15 protein-coding genes are annotated in these 15,554 nt (G+C 68.4%); 9 read left to right on the top strand and 6 right to left on the bottom strand.

Annotation, left to right across the window (positions count from 1 at the left end; genetic code table 11):
• Window position 1 precedes the first annotated feature (1 nt).
• Both IFS44_RS09215 and ruvX read left to right on the top strand, forming a co-directional pair.
• A complete protein-coding gene (locus IFS44_RS09215) occupies window positions 2–1,111 on the top strand; it encodes a DUF3089 domain-containing protein (protein ID WP_192098280.1) in 1,110 nt (369 codons plus the stop codon).
• Complete coding sequence (gene ruvX, locus IFS44_RS09210; RefSeq protein ID WP_107932342.1) at window positions 1,108–1,575, top strand: Holliday junction resolvase RuvX; 468 nt, start codon at window positions 1,108–1,110, stop codon at window positions 1,573–1,575. The genes IFS44_RS09215 and ruvX overlap by 4 nt, the downstream gene beginning before the upstream one ends.
• On the opposite strand, the gene IFS44_RS09205 is transcribed toward ruvX, so the two are convergent.
• Window positions 1,572–3,113, bottom strand: a complete 1,542-nt coding sequence (locus IFS44_RS09205) for a hypothetical protein (protein WP_162235348.1) — start codon at window positions 3,111–3,113, stop codon at window positions 1,572–1,574. The two genes, ruvX and IFS44_RS09205, sit on opposite strands and share 4 nt — an antisense overlap.
• A 127-nt stretch (window positions 3,114–3,240) precedes the next feature.
• Here IFS44_RS09205 and IFS44_RS09200 point away from each other — a divergent pair, with 127 nt between their 5' ends.
• Both IFS44_RS09200 and IFS44_RS09195 read left to right on the top strand, forming a co-directional pair.
• Window positions 3,241–4,227 (top strand): aspartate carbamoyltransferase catalytic subunit, encoded by a 987-nt coding sequence (locus IFS44_RS09200; RefSeq protein ID WP_192098279.1) that lies wholly within the window; start codon window positions 3,241–3,243, stop codon window positions 4,225–4,227.
• Entirely contained in the window at window positions 4,224–5,441 is a 1,218-nt protein-coding gene (locus IFS44_RS09195) for a dihydroorotase (protein ID WP_192098278.1), read from the top strand. Before IFS44_RS09200 ends, IFS44_RS09195 begins: the two co-directional genes overlap by 4 nt.
• A gap of 31 nt (window positions 5,442–5,472) precedes the next feature.
• Here IFS44_RS09195 and IFS44_RS09190 read toward each other — a convergent pair whose 3' ends face one another.
• The 3 genes from IFS44_RS09190 to IFS44_RS09180 are packed head-to-tail and all read right to left on the bottom strand — an operon-like array spanning window position 5,473 to window position 7,926.
• On the bottom strand, window positions 5,473–6,768 hold the full coding sequence (locus IFS44_RS09190; RefSeq protein WP_192098277.1) for an SPOR domain-containing protein: 1,296 nt from the start codon (window positions 6,766–6,768) through the stop codon (window positions 5,473–5,475).
• Between the two features lie 19 nt (window positions 6,769–6,787).
• Complete coding sequence (locus IFS44_RS09185) at window positions 6,788–7,216, bottom strand: hypothetical protein (RefSeq protein WP_446740847.1); 429 nt, start codon at window positions 7,214–7,216, stop codon at window positions 6,788–6,790.
• Window positions 7,213–7,926 carry a ParA family protein gene (locus tag IFS44_RS09180; protein ID WP_031441008.1) on the bottom strand — a complete coding sequence of 238 codons (714 nt, stop codon included), beginning with the start codon at window positions 7,924–7,926 and terminating at the stop codon, window positions 7,213–7,215. Before IFS44_RS09180 ends, IFS44_RS09185 begins: the two co-directional genes overlap by 4 nt.
• A 196-nt stretch (window positions 7,927–8,122) precedes the next feature.
• Between IFS44_RS09180 and IFS44_RS09175 the strand changes: the two genes are divergently transcribed.
• A complete protein-coding gene (locus IFS44_RS09175; RefSeq protein ID WP_192098275.1) occupies window positions 8,123–9,190 on the top strand; it encodes an SPOR domain-containing protein in 1,068 nt (355 codons plus the stop codon).
• Window positions 9,191–9,212: 22 nt separating this feature from the next.
• Here IFS44_RS09175 and IFS44_RS09170 read toward each other — a convergent pair whose 3' ends face one another.
• The gene (locus IFS44_RS09170; protein WP_192098274.1) at window positions 9,213–9,947 is read right to left on the bottom strand and encodes a Crp/Fnr family transcriptional regulator; all 735 of its coding nucleotides are present in this window, start codon (window positions 9,945–9,947) and stop codon (window positions 9,213–9,215) included.
• 139 nt (window positions 9,948–10,086) lie between these two features.
• Window positions 10,087–10,968: a phosphoserine phosphatase SerB gene (gene serB / locus IFS44_RS09165; RefSeq protein WP_192098273.1), complete on the bottom strand. Its 882-nt coding sequence runs from the start codon at window positions 10,966–10,968 to the stop codon at window positions 10,087–10,089.
• On the opposite strand from serB, the gene miaA reads away from it, so the two are divergent.
• The 4 genes from miaA to ilvC all read left to right on the top strand — a co-directional run bounded on the left by miaA (window position 10,961) and on the right by ilvC (window position 15,362).
• Window positions 10,961–11,890: a tRNA (adenosine(37)-N6)-dimethylallyltransferase MiaA gene (miaA, locus tag IFS44_RS09160; RefSeq protein WP_192098272.1), complete on the top strand. Its 930-nt coding sequence runs from the start codon at window positions 10,961–10,963 to the stop codon at window positions 11,888–11,890. The genes serB and miaA overlap by 8 nt on opposite strands.
• A gap of 82 nt (window positions 11,891–11,972) precedes the next feature.
• The gene (locus tag IFS44_RS09155; protein WP_031439772.1) at window positions 11,973–13,721 is read left to right on the top strand and encodes an acetolactate synthase 3 large subunit; all 1,749 of its coding nucleotides are present in this window, start codon (window positions 11,973–11,975) and stop codon (window positions 13,719–13,721) included.
• Window positions 13,721–14,236 (top strand): acetolactate synthase small subunit, encoded by a 516-nt coding sequence (gene ilvN, locus IFS44_RS09150; RefSeq protein ID WP_031395186.1) that lies wholly within the window; start codon window positions 13,721–13,723, stop codon window positions 14,234–14,236. Before IFS44_RS09155 ends, ilvN begins: the two co-directional genes overlap by 1 nt.
• A 106-nt stretch (window positions 14,237–14,342) precedes the next feature.
• Entirely contained in the window at window positions 14,343–15,362 is a 1,020-nt protein-coding gene (gene ilvC, locus IFS44_RS09145) for a ketol-acid reductoisomerase (RefSeq protein WP_107932328.1), read from the top strand.
• Window positions 15,363–15,554 lie beyond the last annotated feature (192 nt).

The raw sequence follows: 15,554 nt of genomic DNA, 5'->3' as shown, positions 1-15,554 counted from the left end.
CTTGGCCCGCAAGTTTCTCTATTTCGTCACCGCGATGATCGTCCTCGCGATCGCCGCGCTGCTCGCCTATCGCCTGTACGGGACCGAGCTGATGCGGATCGCGATGGTCCCGAGCGAGACGTTCCAGGCGCAGCGCAAGGCGCCCGCGAACATCTATGCGCGCAAGATCCTGTGGCTCGCGCGCCCCGATCGCCCCGGCAATCCCGCGCTCTGGACACCCGAAGGCTATGCGCCCGGGACCCCGGGAACGGGCGCGGCGATCTTCTTCATCCACCCGACCTCGTACATCAGCCGCGACCACTGGAACGCGCCGATCGACGATCCCGAGACCAATGCCCGAGCCGAACTGTTCCTGCGCGGCCAGGCGAGCGCGTTCAACGGCGCGGGCGACATCTGGGCACCGCGCTATCGCCAGGCGACGTTCGGCGCGTTCCTGACCAGCGAGGCCGACAGCGAACGCGCGCTCGCGCTCGCATACGGCGACGTCACCGCCGCGTTCGACCGGTTCCTCAAGGAAGCCGGCCCGACCCGCCCGATTATCCTCGCCGGACACAGCCAGGGCGCGCTCCACCTCACCCGGCTGCTGCGTGACCGGATCGCGACCGACCCGAAGCTGAAGGCGCGGATCGTCGCCGCCTATGTCGTCGGCTGGCCGGTCTCGCGCGTCACCGACCTGCCGCGGATGGGCCTGGCCGAATGCCGCAGCGCCGACCAGACCGGCTGCATCCTGTCATGGGAAAGCTTTTCCGAGCCCGCCGATCCGTCGCTCGTCGTCGAGACCTATGACCGGACCACCGGGTTCGACGGGCAACCGCGCAAGGGCACGCCGATGATCTGCACCAACCCGCTGACCGGGACCGCCGATGCCGGCGCGCCAGCGACCGCCAATCTCGGTACGCTCGTGCCCTCCGCCGACCTGTCGAGCGCGACGCTGTCGATCGGCAACGTGCCCGCGCGCTGCGGCGACCGGGGTATCCTGCTGATCGGTGAGGGCCCCGATCTCGGGCCTTACGTGCTCCCCGGGAATAACTACCACGTCTACGACTATCCGCTGTTCTGGGCAAATGTGCGCGCCGACGCCAACCGCCGTCTTGCGGCGTTCACGCGATGATCACGCTCTCCCCCGCGCAGTTCCGCGATGCGCTCCCGAATGGCGGGCGGCTGATCGGCCTCGACGTCGGCACCAAGACGATCGGCACCGCGCTCTGCGATGCGGGCTGGTCGTTCGCGAGCCCAGCTTTGCTGATCCGCCGCACCAAGTTCCAGAAGGACAAGGCCGCGCTTGCCGAGATGATCACGGCGCAGAAGGTCGTCGGGCTCGTCATCGGCCTGCCGATCAACCTCGACGGCAGCGAAAGCCCGCGTTCGCAATCGACCCGTGCGTTCGCACAGAACCTGAAAGACATGGGGCTGCCGATCCTGCTGCAGGACGAGCGCTGGTCGACCGTCGCGGTCACGCGCACGCTGATCGAACAGGACGCCAGCCGCGCCAAGCGCGCCGAGCTGGTGGACAAGATGGCGGCGGCGTACATCCTCCAGGGCGCGATCGACGCGCTGGTGACCGCGCAGATCTAGCGGACGACGCGGCGCCCCGCCACGCGGTACAAAGTCGACGTCCCGTTGGTCCACACGACGCGCAAGTCCGCGGCCTGCGCAGCCCCCGGTGGATACCCGATCGTCCAGACATGCGTGAACGCCGCGCGCGGGAAGCCGGCGATCGCTGCGCTGAAGTTGGACCCGATATCGGAACATTGGGCAGGAAAAACGCTCTGACTCGGATCGGCGAGATAGGGGGCGGCGGCCTGATGCCGGATGCTCAGCAGTTGCTGGCCCTCGATCACCCACTGAACATTGGTGAAGACGTCGCGCCGGACGATCGCCAGCCCAGGCAGGTGATCGCGCCGCAGATCGGTCCATGCGCCAAAACAGGGCCGTGCGACCAGCGACAAAACCGCCGCGCCGCGCGGGATTGCAGCAATGGCGGAAAGCTCGCTTTGCTGCTCGGCAGAGCGCTCGACAAAGCTCAATGTCGTGCCGCCCAGACGGACAACGACGAACAGCACCGCCAGCCACGCGGTCATCCGCGTCGCCTTCCCCGTCACCGGCGGCGCGATCGCGATCAGCGCGAGCATCACCATGGCAGGCGCGATCCGCATATCGACATAGGCGCCCCCCATCAGCAACCTCGGCAACGCAACGAACGCCGCCAGACACGCCAGCGCAGGCCAGCCGAGAATTTGCGAAAACCGCCAGTCATGGCTGCGCGCCGCGGCATAAAGGACGAGGACAGGCGGGATCAGCGACAGAAGGTCGAACGCCTGCCACCGGTCCCTGAAAATCGACAGGATCCACCCGACCTTGGCGGGCATGTTGAACCAGTCCGACGCACCGAGCCCGGCTTCCCCGTGCCCGGACCCAAGCCCCGCTTGGAAGGCCATGATGCCCAGCGGCCCCGCGAGCGGCAGGCACTGGCTGATGGTCCCGCCGAGCGCTGCGCCCCAGCCCCGCCCCGCCGCCCGCAACCGCGCGAGTTCGGCGGCCGCCGCCATCAACCCGAACATCCCCCAGCCGAAGCTGTGCGCCACCCACAGCACGGGCGCGATTGCAACGAATGCCACCGCGCGCACCGCAAACCGCCCCTCACGCCCCCAGCGGATCCAGACGGCCAGCGCGCAAAAGGCCAGCGCCTGCGACAGCGCGAAATTGACGAACCCGAACTGGAACGGCCAGGCATAAACGAGCGGCACCGCAAGGATCGCGGTCGGCGGCACGCGCCCGTGCGCCTCGCGCGCGGTCCATAAAAGGCCGGCGACCGTCACCACCGGAATCGCGATCACCGCCAGCTTCGTCGCGGACTCGAATCCGATGATAAGGGCGAGCGCGGGCACCACCAGGTCCATCCCCAGATTGGGGATCAGTGCCCAGTGAAACGTATAATAGCGCGTTAAATCGGGCGAATCCCCCAGCGCCATCGCTATGTGCCACCGCCCCATATGCCCCGGCAGATCGCCCAGCGGCGGCAACGCGGGCCACAACAACGGCACCGCCGCCGCGACAACGAGCGCGACCATAACCCGGCCGTGCTCCCACCACCGCGCGCGCTGCGTGGTCACGTCAGTCTCGTTATCAGTCCCCACCATGTGTCCCTGATCGCAGGCCGCCCCTAAAACCGGGTTAACCACCCCGCGTCGAGCGACGAACCTTGCCCCCGCCGCCGCAGCCCACTACCCAGCGCGCTTGATGCAACGTTCAGATCACCGCCCCGCCACCCTTATCGAGGGCGGCGCCGTCTTCCCGCACCGGCACCTCACCGGGATCGACGGGCTCCAGCCGCACGAAATCGCGTTCCTGCTCGACGAGGCGGAAACCTGGGTCGAGGCGAACCGCACCCACGCGACCCCCGACAAAAGGCTCGCGGGCCTGACACAGATCAACGCGTTTTTCGAGAACAGCACGCGCACGCTGTTGTCGTTCGAGATCGCGGGCAAGCGGCTCGGCGCCGACGTCGTCAACATGCACGCCGCGCAGTCGAGCGTGAAGAAGGGCGAGACGCTGATCGACACCGCGATGACGCTGAACGCGATGCGCGCCGACGTCATCGTCATCCGCCACATGGCGAGCGGTGCGGTGCGGCTGATCGCCGACAAGGTCGACTGCCCCGTCCTGAACGCAGGCGACGGCCGCCACGAACATCCGACCCAGGCGCTGCTCGACGCGCTGACGATCCGCCGCCGCCGCGGATCGATCGCGGGGCAGCGTGTCGTGATCTGCGGCGACGTGCTGCACAGCCGCGTCGCGCGTTCGAACATCCTCGCACTTACCGCGCTCGCCGCCGAGGTCCGCGTCTGCGCGCCGTCGACGCTGATGCCCGCGGCGATCCACAAGATGGGGGTCACCGCGTTCACCGATTTCGATGCCGCGCTGGAGGGCGCCGACGTGGTCATGATGCTGCGCCTGCAGAACGAGCGGATGGACGGCGCGTACGTGCCCTCCACGCGCGAATACCGGATGCGTTACGGGCTGACGCTCGAACGGCTCGCGCGCGCGGCGCCCGATGCGCTGGTGATGCACCCCGGGCCGATGAACCGCGGCGTCGAGATCGATTCAGCGGTCGCGGATCACGCCCGCTCCGCGATCACCGAGCAGGTCGAGATGGGCGTCGCGGTCCGCATGGCGTGCCTCGACGTACTGACCCGCCGCGCGCGCGGCGTGGAGGGCTGGGCATGATCCTCGCGCTCACCAATGCGACGCTCGTCTGCCCGGTCGGCGGGATCAGCAAGGGCAATCTCCTGATCCGCGACGGCGTCGTCGTCGCGACCGGGCTGGTCGAGATCCCCGCCGATGCGCAGACGATCGACTGCGCGGGCAAGACGCTCGCCCCCGGCATCGTCGATCTTGGCGTGGCGCGGATCGACCGCGCCACGTTCCGCGCGGGCGGGATCGTCCGCGTCGGGCTGATGCCCGACCAGTCGCCCGTGCTCGACGATCCCGGCATCGTCCAGCGCGCCGCGCTGATCGGCAAGCCCGACCTGTGGATCCACCCGATCGCCGCCGCGACTCAGGCGCTGGCCGGGCATGACCTTGCCGAGATGGCGGTCTGCCTGTCGGCGGGCGCGCGCGCGGTCGGCACCGGCAAGGGCTGGATCGCCGACAGCGGCGTCATGCACCGCGTGCTCGCCTATGCGCGCGACCTCGACATCGCGGTCGTCACGCATGCCGAGGACGGCGGACTGACCGCGGGCGCCGTCGCGACCGCAGGCGAGACCGCGACCCGGCTTGGCCTGCCCGCCGCCCCCGCGATCGCCGAGGCGCTGGCGATCGCGCGCGACCTGATGCTGGCCGAGGACACCGGTGCGCGGCTTCACATCCGCCAGGTGACGACTGCCGCGGGCTTCGACCTGATCCGTGCCGCCAAGCGCCGCGGTGTGGCGGTGACCTGCGGCATCACGCCCGCGCATCTCCATTTGTCCGACATCGCGGTCAGCGACTTCCGCAGCTTCGCGCATCTCTCGCCGCCGCTCAGGAGCGAATCGGATCGCCAGGCGGCGCTGGCGGCGGTCGCCGACGGCACGATCGACGTGATCTGCTCGGCGCATGATCCGCGCGGACCAGAGGAAAAGCGCCTGCCCTTCGCCGATTCGAGCGCCGGGATGGCGGGGGCCGAGACGCTGCTGCCGCTCGCGCTTATGCTGGTGCGCGACGAACGGGTGACGCTGTCGCGGCTGTTCGCGCTGCTGAGCTGCAACCCGGCCGCCGTGCTCGGGCTCGACACCGGAACGCTCAAGGTCGGCAAGCCCGCCGATCTGCTGCTGTTCGACGATCAGGCGCCGTGGCAGATCACTGGTGACGCGTTCGCCGCCAGCGCGAACAACACGCCGTTCGACGGCCTGCCGGTTCAGGGCAAGGTCCTGCGCGTCTGGAAAGGCGGCCGCGAGATCTGACGGGCATCGCGCGTCGGATCTCACCCGTCATTCAGCGGGTGGCGACCTCGACGCCGCCGCCGCGCAGCCACTGCGCCATCTGGTCGCCGGCCCCCTGCCGGACGAAGCACGCGCCGCCGGTCGCGCGGTAGCGCCGGCAGACCTGATCCGCCTCGTCGCGACCGAACCCGCCAACCGACAGGCGGTAATAGGCCTCGCCATTCGTCCTGAACGCCATGCCGTTGGGCTGGCGGCCGGAGAAGCCGTCGAAGCGACGCGTCGCCTGGCTCCAGGCGGCTTTGGCGACGCCGGCATTGTCATAGGCACCGATCTGCACATACCAGTCGCCCGTCCCCGCCGGGATCGCGCGCACGCCGCGTTGCGCTCGCGCGGCGAGCACGGCGCCCTCGCTGCGGCTGGCGAGCATCGTCGGCATGCCGCCGGGCAGGGCCTGAACGACCTCGCGCGGCGCGGCGAAGGTGATCCTCGACGGGGCTGAAGTCGATCCCGCTTCGGCCAGTGCGACGGGACGCGCGCTGCGTTCGACCGCGGCCAGCGCCTCGATCGGCGAGACCGTCGGCATGAGCGGTGCGCGGTTAAGCGCGAGCGCGGCGGGCTGGCCGGCATCGGCGACCGCACGCAGGCCGAGCAGGCCGGCGACCTGATCATATGACGTCGTCGGCTGAGCAAAACGCGCCCATTGTTCGAGCCTCGCATCGACCTCGGTCGGCGCGAGATCGGCGGCGGCAACGACGCGCGCGGCCTGCCACTGGCCTGCCAGCGCGAGCGCGAGCGCCAGGTTCTGCCGGGCCTTGGCATTGCTTTCGGACGAGCGTGCGACCTCGGTCAGCAGCCCGATCGCGCCGCCTGCATCGCCCGCCAGCGCCAGCGCGAGGCCACGATCGCTCGGCGGTATGATCGATGCGTTGCGTTCGAGCGTCTGCCGCGCGCCCTGCGTGTCGCCACCGGCAATCTGTGTCAGCGCCAGGTTGAGCGCCGCCTTCCCGTCCGCCGGCGACAGTGCCAGCACGTCGGCAAACCCCTGTCGCGCCGACGTGAACCGCCCCGCCTGGAGATAGCCCTGCGCGAGCAGCAGCCGATAGGCCGCCGATTGCGGCATCATCGCCACCGCCGCCTCGGCAAAATAGACCGCGGCGCCGCCATCGTGCCGGGCCAGCGCGACCTCTGCACGGTGCGCGTTCACCGCGCCCGCCTTGGCCTCGAGATCGGCGTTGCGATCGCTCGCCGACGCGAGACCGCGGCCGGTCTCGCCCGCACTGCACCCGACCATCGTGCCGCCCAGTACAAGGGCCGACAGCCCCATCGAAAGAAGGATTCGTGTCGTCATCGGCTATGATCCCACCGGTTCATTTCGGGGCCCTGGTCACGGGAAGCTGCGCAACGAGCGCATCGACCTCGGGCAGATTTTGGAGAAAGGCATCGAGCGCGAGCGTCACCAGGTGCTGCGACGAATGCCGCGTCATCGCACTCGCCAGCCGCAGCCGGACATGCCGGTCGCTGTCGAGGCGAAGCGTGAAGGCGGCCTTGCCGTTGCGCGTTTTGGTCGCGCTCTCGCGCGCGATCCGGCGTGCGGTCGCAAACGTCACCGACGCCATAGGAGCGGCATCATCCTCGACGGGTTCGGCCGTGGCGGTACCCAGCGCGAGCGGCCGCATCGCCGGGCGGGCGTCGCCCTTGCGCGCCAGCAGCGACGCCGACAGCGAGCCCAGCGGCTTCGGCACGTCGGCCGATTCGGAATGCGACTGGACGGGCGGGCGGGCGGGCATCGCGCTCATCCGACCACCCGCCGGCCGAAGCCCGGCGCGGGCCCGCGCTGCCCGAACCCCGCACCTGCATTGGGCACGCTGAACACCGTGCGCCGGAAATTCTTTTCGAGCCGGTCGGTGACATAGGTCCAGAGCGCTTCGATCTCCGCCGCGGACTTGCCCTTGGGATCGACCTCCATGACCGTGCGGCCGTCGATCATCGAGGCGGCGAAATCAGTGCGCTGGTGAATTGTCATAGGCGCGACGGTGCCGTGCTGAGAGAGCGCGACGATCGCCTCGGCCGTGATCCGCGCCTTGGGGGTCGCGGCATTGACGACGAAGATCAGCGGCTTGCCCGCGCGATCACACAGATCGACGGTCGCGCCGACCGCGCGCAGGTCATGCGGGCTCGGCCGGGTCGGGACGACGATCAGCTCGGCGATCTGAATCACCGTCTGGATCGCGACCGTGATCGACGGCGGCGTGTCGATCACCGCGAGCTTGAACCCCTGCTGGCGAAGGATTTCGAGATCGGCGGCGAGCCGCGCGACCGTGGTCTGCGCCAGCGCCGGCGCCTCCGCCTCGCGCTCGTTCCACCAGTCGGTCAGCGACGCTTGCGGATCGATATCGATCAGCACGACCGGCCCCTGCCCGGCGCGCTCCGCCTGGACCGCGAGATGCCCGGACAGAGTCGTCTTTCCCGACCCGCCTTTCTGCGATGCCATCGCCAGAACGCGCATAAGCCCCCTTACGTCTCGTCAACCAAGGCACGCGATGCCATGCCAGCGGATAAGAAGCGGTTAACGCGTGGTTCCCAAGCCGTTACGACGACGTGCCGCGCCCCCGCACCCGACCGGCGCACGGTTTAACCCGATCTTTGCCTTCGCCGGGCTATCGCGACATGACGATCATCATTTGGCTTTAACGAGGTACTCGATGCGCAACCTGATTCTGGGCGCGGCGGCGACGGTAGCGGCGCTGGGCGCGGTGCCGGCCGCGGCGGACGTGAAGGCCGGCGTCGATGCCTGGAGCCGCGGCGACTATGCGTCCGCGATCGACCAGTGGCGTCCGCTCGCGATCGCGGGTGACGCCGATGCGCAGTTCAATCTCGCCCAGGCCTATAAGCTCGGCCGCGGCGTCACGCTCGACCCCGCGCTCGCCGAAAGCTGGTTCCGCAAGGCGGCGCTGCAGGGTCATGTCCAGGCGCAGGACAATTACGGCCTCGCGCTGTTCCAGGCCAACAAGAAGGCGGACGCGCTGCCCTGGCTCGAAAAGTCGGTGGCGCGCGGCGAACCGCGGACGCAGCTCGTGCTCGGGACGATGTTGTTCAACGGCGACGCGGTCCCCCGCGACTATCCGCGCGCCTATGCGCTGATGTCGCGCGCGAGCACGTCGGGATTGCAGTCGGCCTCGCAGACGCTGGCGCAGATGGACCAGTATATCTCCCCCGAAGACCGCCAGCGCGGCACGGCGCTCGCCGAACGCTATGCCGCGCAGGAAAAGATCGCGCGGTCGGGCCTGTCGTCCGCGTCGCCACCGCCGATCTCGGCCACCGGCCCTGCCAGGCCCGCTCCCCAGCCCGCTCCCCGGCCGGTGACGCCGGTCGCGCGCACCACGGTCCCCGCCTCATCCGTGTCCCCCGCGCCGGTGCCCCCGCGCGCTGCGCCGGAGCGTGCTGCCTCGCAAGCCGCGACCAGACCCGCACCGGTCACCCCGCCCCGGCTCGCGTCCGCGCCCAAGCCGGCGCCGAAGCCCGTGCCGAAGCCAGCAGCGAAGCCGGTGGCCGGGTCGGGGAAATGGCGGATCCAGCTTGGCGCGTTCCGCGATCGCGGCAATGCCGAGACGCTGTGGGGCAAGGTCAAGGGCAGGCTGGGCGGCGCGCAGCCCAGCTATGTCGCGGCGGGACCGGTGACGCGGCTGCAGGCGGGCGGGTTCGCCAGCCGGGCGGACGCGACGCGCGCCTGCGCCGCGTCAGGCCAGCCCTGCGTCATCGTCGCCCCGTGACGCATCCCGACACGCCCGGCGTTCAGCCGCGCCGGCTCGGAATCCAGCTCGTGTCGCGTTCCGGACTTTGCGGCAACGCGGCGAGGACCGCCAGCGCGTCGCGGTCGTCGATCGTGATGACCCCGCGCCGCCACGTCGCGATCCCCGAGGTCCGCAGCTGGCGCAGCGTCCGGTTGACATAGACCGGGGTCAGCCCGGTCATGTCGCCGATATCCTCCTGCGTCAGCGGCACCGGCACGACATTCTCGATCGTCGGGTCGTTGCGCCGCAGCCGGGTGCGCAGTTCGAGGATCAGCGCGGCGATCCGGCTCGCCGCGCTGGTCCGCCCGATCGACGCGAGCCGCTCCATCAGCAACACGCGCTCCTGCTGCGAGACGAGGAACAGCAATGCCGCGAGCCGCGGGTTGCTGCTGAACACCTGCCCGATCGCTGCGGTCTCGATCACGCCGAGCTTCGCCGTCGAGACCGCTTCGATCGTGTCACACGCGGTCGGGGCGGCAAGGCTCGGCATCCCGACCAGATCGCCGGGCAGATGAACCTTGACGATCTGCCGCGCGCTCTCGCCGACGATGATGCTGCACGCGACCCAGCCGCTCAGCAGCATATAGACCTGCGGGTCAGGTTCCCCCTGCATCCGCAGGATCTCGCCACGCTTCAAACCGATCGTTGGCCCGGCGAGCCGGCGGAAGGTATCAATGTCGTCGTCGTCCGCACAGGTGAACGCCTTGAAGCGTTCATAGTCCCAGCCAGCATCCATTCGTCTCAGCCAATCAATCGCAAGTCTTTGGCGCGACCCCTAAATTTTGCGCGTGACTTGGCAAGCTGAGATATGGTGCACGGCCTTAACCTGGATCACCAAAGTGGGACTCGGCGGCCTACGGACGCGGTGACGGGGATTAATCGTTTACCCACGCCGCACGGGGCAGCCCCTGTGCGTAGAGCAGCGTGGTCAGATCGCCATGGTCGATCCTCGCCGCCGCCGCCGCCGCGACGATCGGCTTGGCGTGATACGCGACGCCCAGGCCGGCCGCTTCGATCATCGCCAGGTCGTTCGCGCCGTCGCCGACCGCCAGCGATTGTCCCTCGACCAGCTGCCCGTCAGCGATTGCCGCGCGCAGCGTCGTCAGCTTGGTCTGCGATCCGACGATCGGCTTTTCGACCGCCCCCGTCAGCACGCCGCGCTCGACCTTCAGGACATTGGCGATCGCGCGGTCGAAACCGATCTCGCGCGCGACCGGCTCAGCAAAACGCGTGAACCCGCCCGAGACGAGCACCGTCGCGGCCCCTCGGGCGCGCATCGTCCGCACCAGCGCCTTGGCGCCCGGCATGATCCGGACCCGTTCGGCGAGGCAGCGTTCGATGTCGCTCTCCGCCAGCCCCTCAAGCAGCGCGACGCGCGCATCGAGCGCCGCGTCGAAATCGAGTTCGCCGCGCATCGCGCGTTCGGTAATCTCGGCGATCTGCGGCTTGATCCCCGCATAGTCGGCGAGCTCGTCGATGCACTCGACGGTGATCATCGTCGAATCCATGTCCGCGATCAGCAGCGCCTTGATCCGGGTCAGGCTCGACTGCACGACCACATCGGTCTTGCCGAACGCCCCTTCGAGCGCGGTCCGCGCCGCGTCGGGTGCCATGCCGAAGAACAGGTCGGCGGCGTCGCCTTCGTCGATCCAGCCGCTCGCACCCGGTGCGCAACCCGCATCGCGGAGCCGGTCCATCGCGGACGAAATATCGCCTGCGGTCAGCGTGCCCGAGGCTATAAGCGTTGCCGTGAACATAGAACATCTCCCGAAGGTCGCGCTCATCGCAGGGCCGACCGCGAGCGGCAAGTCCGCGCTCGCGCTATCCATTGCTGCGCGCCACGACGGCGTCGTCATCAACGCCGATTCCGCGCAGGTCTATGCCGATCTCCGCATCCTCACCGCGCGTCCTTCGGCCGAAGAGGAAGCGAGCGTCCCGCACCGCCTGTTCGGCCATGTCGACGCCGCCGACGCGACCTATTCGGCGGCGCGCTGGGCCGCCGAGGCGACGCGCGCAATCGACGACGTGGTGACGGAGGGCAGACTGCCGATCCTGGTCGGCGGCACCGGGCTCTATATCCGCACTTTGCTCGACGGCATCGCCCCCGTCCCCGCGATCGACCCCGATCTGCGCGAGCAGGTCCGCGCGCTCCCGGTCGCCGAGGCGCATGCCGCGCTCGCTTTGCTCGACCCCCGCGCCGCCGCGCGGCTCAACGCCGCCGACACCACGCGCGTTGCGCGCGCACTGGAGGTGGTCCGCGGGACCGGCCGCACGCTCGCCGACTGGCAGACCAAACGGGTGGGCGGGATCGGCGACCGGCTGGACGTCCGCGCGCTGATCCTGATCCCCGACCGCGACTGGCTGAACGCGCGCATCGACCAGCGCTTCGCCGAGATGGCCGAAACCAGCCAAGCGGAAGTCACCGCACTCCTCGCCCGCACCGACATCCCGCAGGACGCGCCGATCCGCCGCGCGATCGGCGTCCCCGAGATCGCCGGGCTCGTTCGCGGAGAGATGTCAAAAACCGACGCGATCGCGGCCGGATCGCTCGCTACGCGGCGCTATGCCAAGCGGCAATATACCTGGCTTCGCCACCAACCGCCGGCCGCCTGGACGCGCACCGCTGCGCTCGATTTTCCAACGCGCTTGCAGCAATTTGAAACTATATTGCTAAAGTGATGTTTGACACGCATATTTTATATCGGTAGCCGCCCCCTCCACGAGGCGCTAAAGGCGGCGCATTCGAAAGGATTTTGACGTGATGACCGAGAAGAGTGGAGCCGATATCCTGATCGAGGCGCTGTGCGATCTCGGCGTGGAGGTCGTGTTCGGCTATCCGGGCGGTGCCGTGCTGCCGATCTACGACGCGCTGTTTCGCAGCGGCCGGATCAAGCACATCCTGGTGCGCCATGAACAGGCCGCGACGCATGCGGCGGAGGGCTATGCCCGCTCGACCGGCAAGCCCGGCGTGGTGCTCGTCACCTCGGGGCCCGGCGCGACCAATGCGGTCACCGGGATCACCGATGCGCTGATGGATTCGATCCCGATGGTGGTGATCACCGGTCAGGTGCCGACCGCGCTGATCGGTACCGACGCGTTCCAGGAGGCCGATACCGTCGGCATCACGCGCCATTGTTCGAAGCATAATTATCTCGTGAAGGATCCGGCCAAGCTCGGCGGGGTGATCCACGAGGCGTTCCACATCGCCACCTCGGGTCGTCCGGGGCCGGTGGTCGTCGACATCCCCAAGGACGTGCAGGTCGCGACCGCGCGCTACACCAAGCCCGGCCCGATCCAGCACAAGACCTATCGCCCGCAGGTGAAGGCCGACCAGAGCCAGATCGAGCAGCTGGTGGACATGCTCGCCGCGGCCGAACGTCCGATCCTGTACACCGGCGGCGGCATCATCAATTCGGGCCCGGCCGCGAGCCAGCTGCTGTGCGAGCTCGTCCGGATCACCGGCGCGCCGGTGACGTCGACGCTGATGGGCCTCGGCGCCTATCCGGCGAGCGGCGAGCAGTGGCTCGGCATGCTCGGGATGCATGGCACCTACGAGGCCAACATGGCGATGAACCAGGCCGACCTCGTCGTCGCGCTCGGCAGCCGGTTCGACGACCGCGTGACCGGACGGCTCGACGCGTTCAGCCCGAATTCGCGCAAGGTGCATATCGACATCGATCGCTCGTCGGTGAACAAGACGGTGCGCGTCGATCTCGGCATCATCGCGGACGTCGGCCATGCGCTCGAGGACATGGTGCGGATCTGGAAGAGCCGTCAGCATCCCAAGCCCGACACCACCGACTGGCAGCGGCGGATCGCCGGCTGGCGTGCGGTGAAGTGCCTCGACTTCCCCGAGAACGACCCGAACGAGATCATGCCGCAGCGCGCGATCCGGGCGCTGTTCGACGCGACCAAGGCACGCAACCCGATCATTACGACCGAGGTCGGCCAGCACCAGATGTGGGCCGCGCAGCATTTCGGCTTCGAAAAGCCGAACAAATGGCTGACCAGCGGCGGTCTCGGCACGATGGGCTATGGCCTGCCCGCCGCGATCGGCGCGCAGCTCGGCAATCCGAACGCGCTGGTGATCGACATCGCCGGCGAAGCGTCGATCCAGATGAACATCCAGGAGCTGGCGACCGCCACCCAATACCGGTTGCCGGTGAAGATCTTCATCCTCAACAACCAGTATATGGGCATGGTCCGCCAGTGGCAGGAGCTCACCTATGAGAGCCGCTATGCCGAGAGCTATTCGGATTCGCTGCCCGATTTCGTCCGGTTGGGCGAGGCTTATGGCTGGAAGGGCATCCTGATCGAGACGCGCGACCAGCTCGACAGCGGGATCGCGGAGATGCTGGCCCATGACGGCCCGGTGATCGTCGACTGCCGCGTGTCGCAGCTGACCAACTGCTTCCCGATGATTCCGAGCGGTGCTGCGCATACCGACATGATCCTGCAGGCGAACGAAGTGTCGGGCACGATGGACGACGAAGCGAAGGCACTGGTTTGATGCATATTTCCCAGGAAAAGGCCGAGCGGCATACGCTCGCCGTGATCGTCGACAACGAGCCGGGCATCCTCGCCCGGATCGCCGGCCTGTTCACCGCGCGCGGCTATAATATCGAGAGCCTGACCGTGTCGGAGATCACCGCCGACAAGGCGGTCAGCCGGATCACGATCGTCACCAGCGCATCGCCCGCGACGATGGAGCAGATCCTCGCGCAGCTCGACAGGCTCGTCCCCGTCCACAAGGTCACCGACCTGACCGCGCAAGGTGCGCACGTCGAGCGCGAACTGGCGCTGGTCAAGGTGCGCGGCACCGGCGACCACCGGATCGAGGCGCTCCGCCTCGCCGACGTCTACCGCGCGCGCGTGGTCGATGCGACGACGTCGAGCTTCGTGTTCGAGGTGACCGGCGGGATCGACAAGATCGACAAGTTCGTCGAACTCATGGGCGAAGTCGGCCTGATCGAAGTCGCCCGAACCGGAATCGTCGCGATCGCCCGCGGCAAAGAACCGGCCTGAATTTACCTGTCATCCTGACGAACGCCAGGACCCAGAGCCACGAACGGCGCCGCCTGGAACCCTGGGTTCCGGCGTTCGCCGGAATGACGAAAGAAGGAAGAATATAATGCGTGTCTATTACGATCGCGACGCCGACCTGAACCTGATCACCGACAAGAAGATCGCGATCGTCGGTTACGGCTCGCAGGGCCATGCGCACGCGCAGAACCTGCGCGATTCGGGCGTCAAGGACGTCGCGATCGCGCTGCGCGAGGGCTCGCCGACCGCCAAGAAGGCGATCGAGGCGGGTTTCGCGGTCAAGTCGAACGCCGAGGCGGCGGCCTGGGCCGACATCGTCATGATCCTCGCGCCCGACGAGCATCAGGCCGCGATCTACGCGACTGACCTGCACGACAATCTGAAGCAGGGTGCGACGATCGCGTTCGCGCACGGCCTGAACGTCCATTTCGGCCTGATCGAGCCGCGCGCCGATCTCGACGTCATCATGATCGCGCCCAAGGGCCCCGGCCACACCGTGCGCAGCGAATATGTCCGCGGCGGCGGCGTCCCCTGCCTGATCGCGATCGACCAGGACAAGTCGGGCAACGCGCACGACATCGCGCTTGCCTATGCATCGGGCGTCGGCGGCGGTCGCTCGGGGATCATCGAGACCAATTTCCGCGAGGAATGCGAGACCGATCTGTTCGGCGAGCAGGCCGTGCTCTGCGGCGGCATCACCCACCTGATCCAGGCCGGGTTCGAGACGCTGACCGAAGCCGGCTACGCCCCCGAAATGGCCTATTTCGAGTGCCTGCACGAGACCAAGCTGATCGTCGACCTGCTCTATGAGGGCGGCATCGCCAACATGCGCTATTCGATCTCGAACACCGCCGAATATGGCGACATCACCACGGGTCCGCGGATCATCACCGACGAGACGAAGAAGGAAATGAAGCGCGTACTGGCCGACATCCAGTCGGGCCGGTTCGTGAAGAACTTCATCCTCGACAACCGCGCGGGCCAGCCCGAGCTTAAGGCGGCGCGCAAGCAGGCGCTGGCGCATCCGATCGAGAAGATCGGCAGCGAGCTGCGCGGCATGATGCCTTGGATCGGGAAGAACGCGCTGGTGGATCGCGAGCGCAACTAAGCGCGAGCGCGGCCGGCACGACGGAGCCCGCCCATAGGGCGCGGCTTCGCCGTGGCCGACGGGCGGGCGTGGGGAACGGCTTCCGTTTGCCCCCTGCACGACGCTACCTCACCCCGGCGCAGGCCGGGGCCCAGTTGGGAAGGCCGGAGTAACGAAGCGCCGTCTTCCGTTACCACCGTCCCCCAACTGGGC

Origin of the sequence: Sphingomonas sp. CFBP 13706 (genome assembly GCF_014842355.1) — a bacterium.
In the GTDB taxonomy this organism is placed as follows: Bacteria; Pseudomonadota; Alphaproteobacteria; order Sphingomonadales; family Sphingomonadaceae; genus Sphingomonas; species Sphingomonas aerolata.
This window is presented reverse-complemented; position numbering and strand designations above follow the sequence as displayed.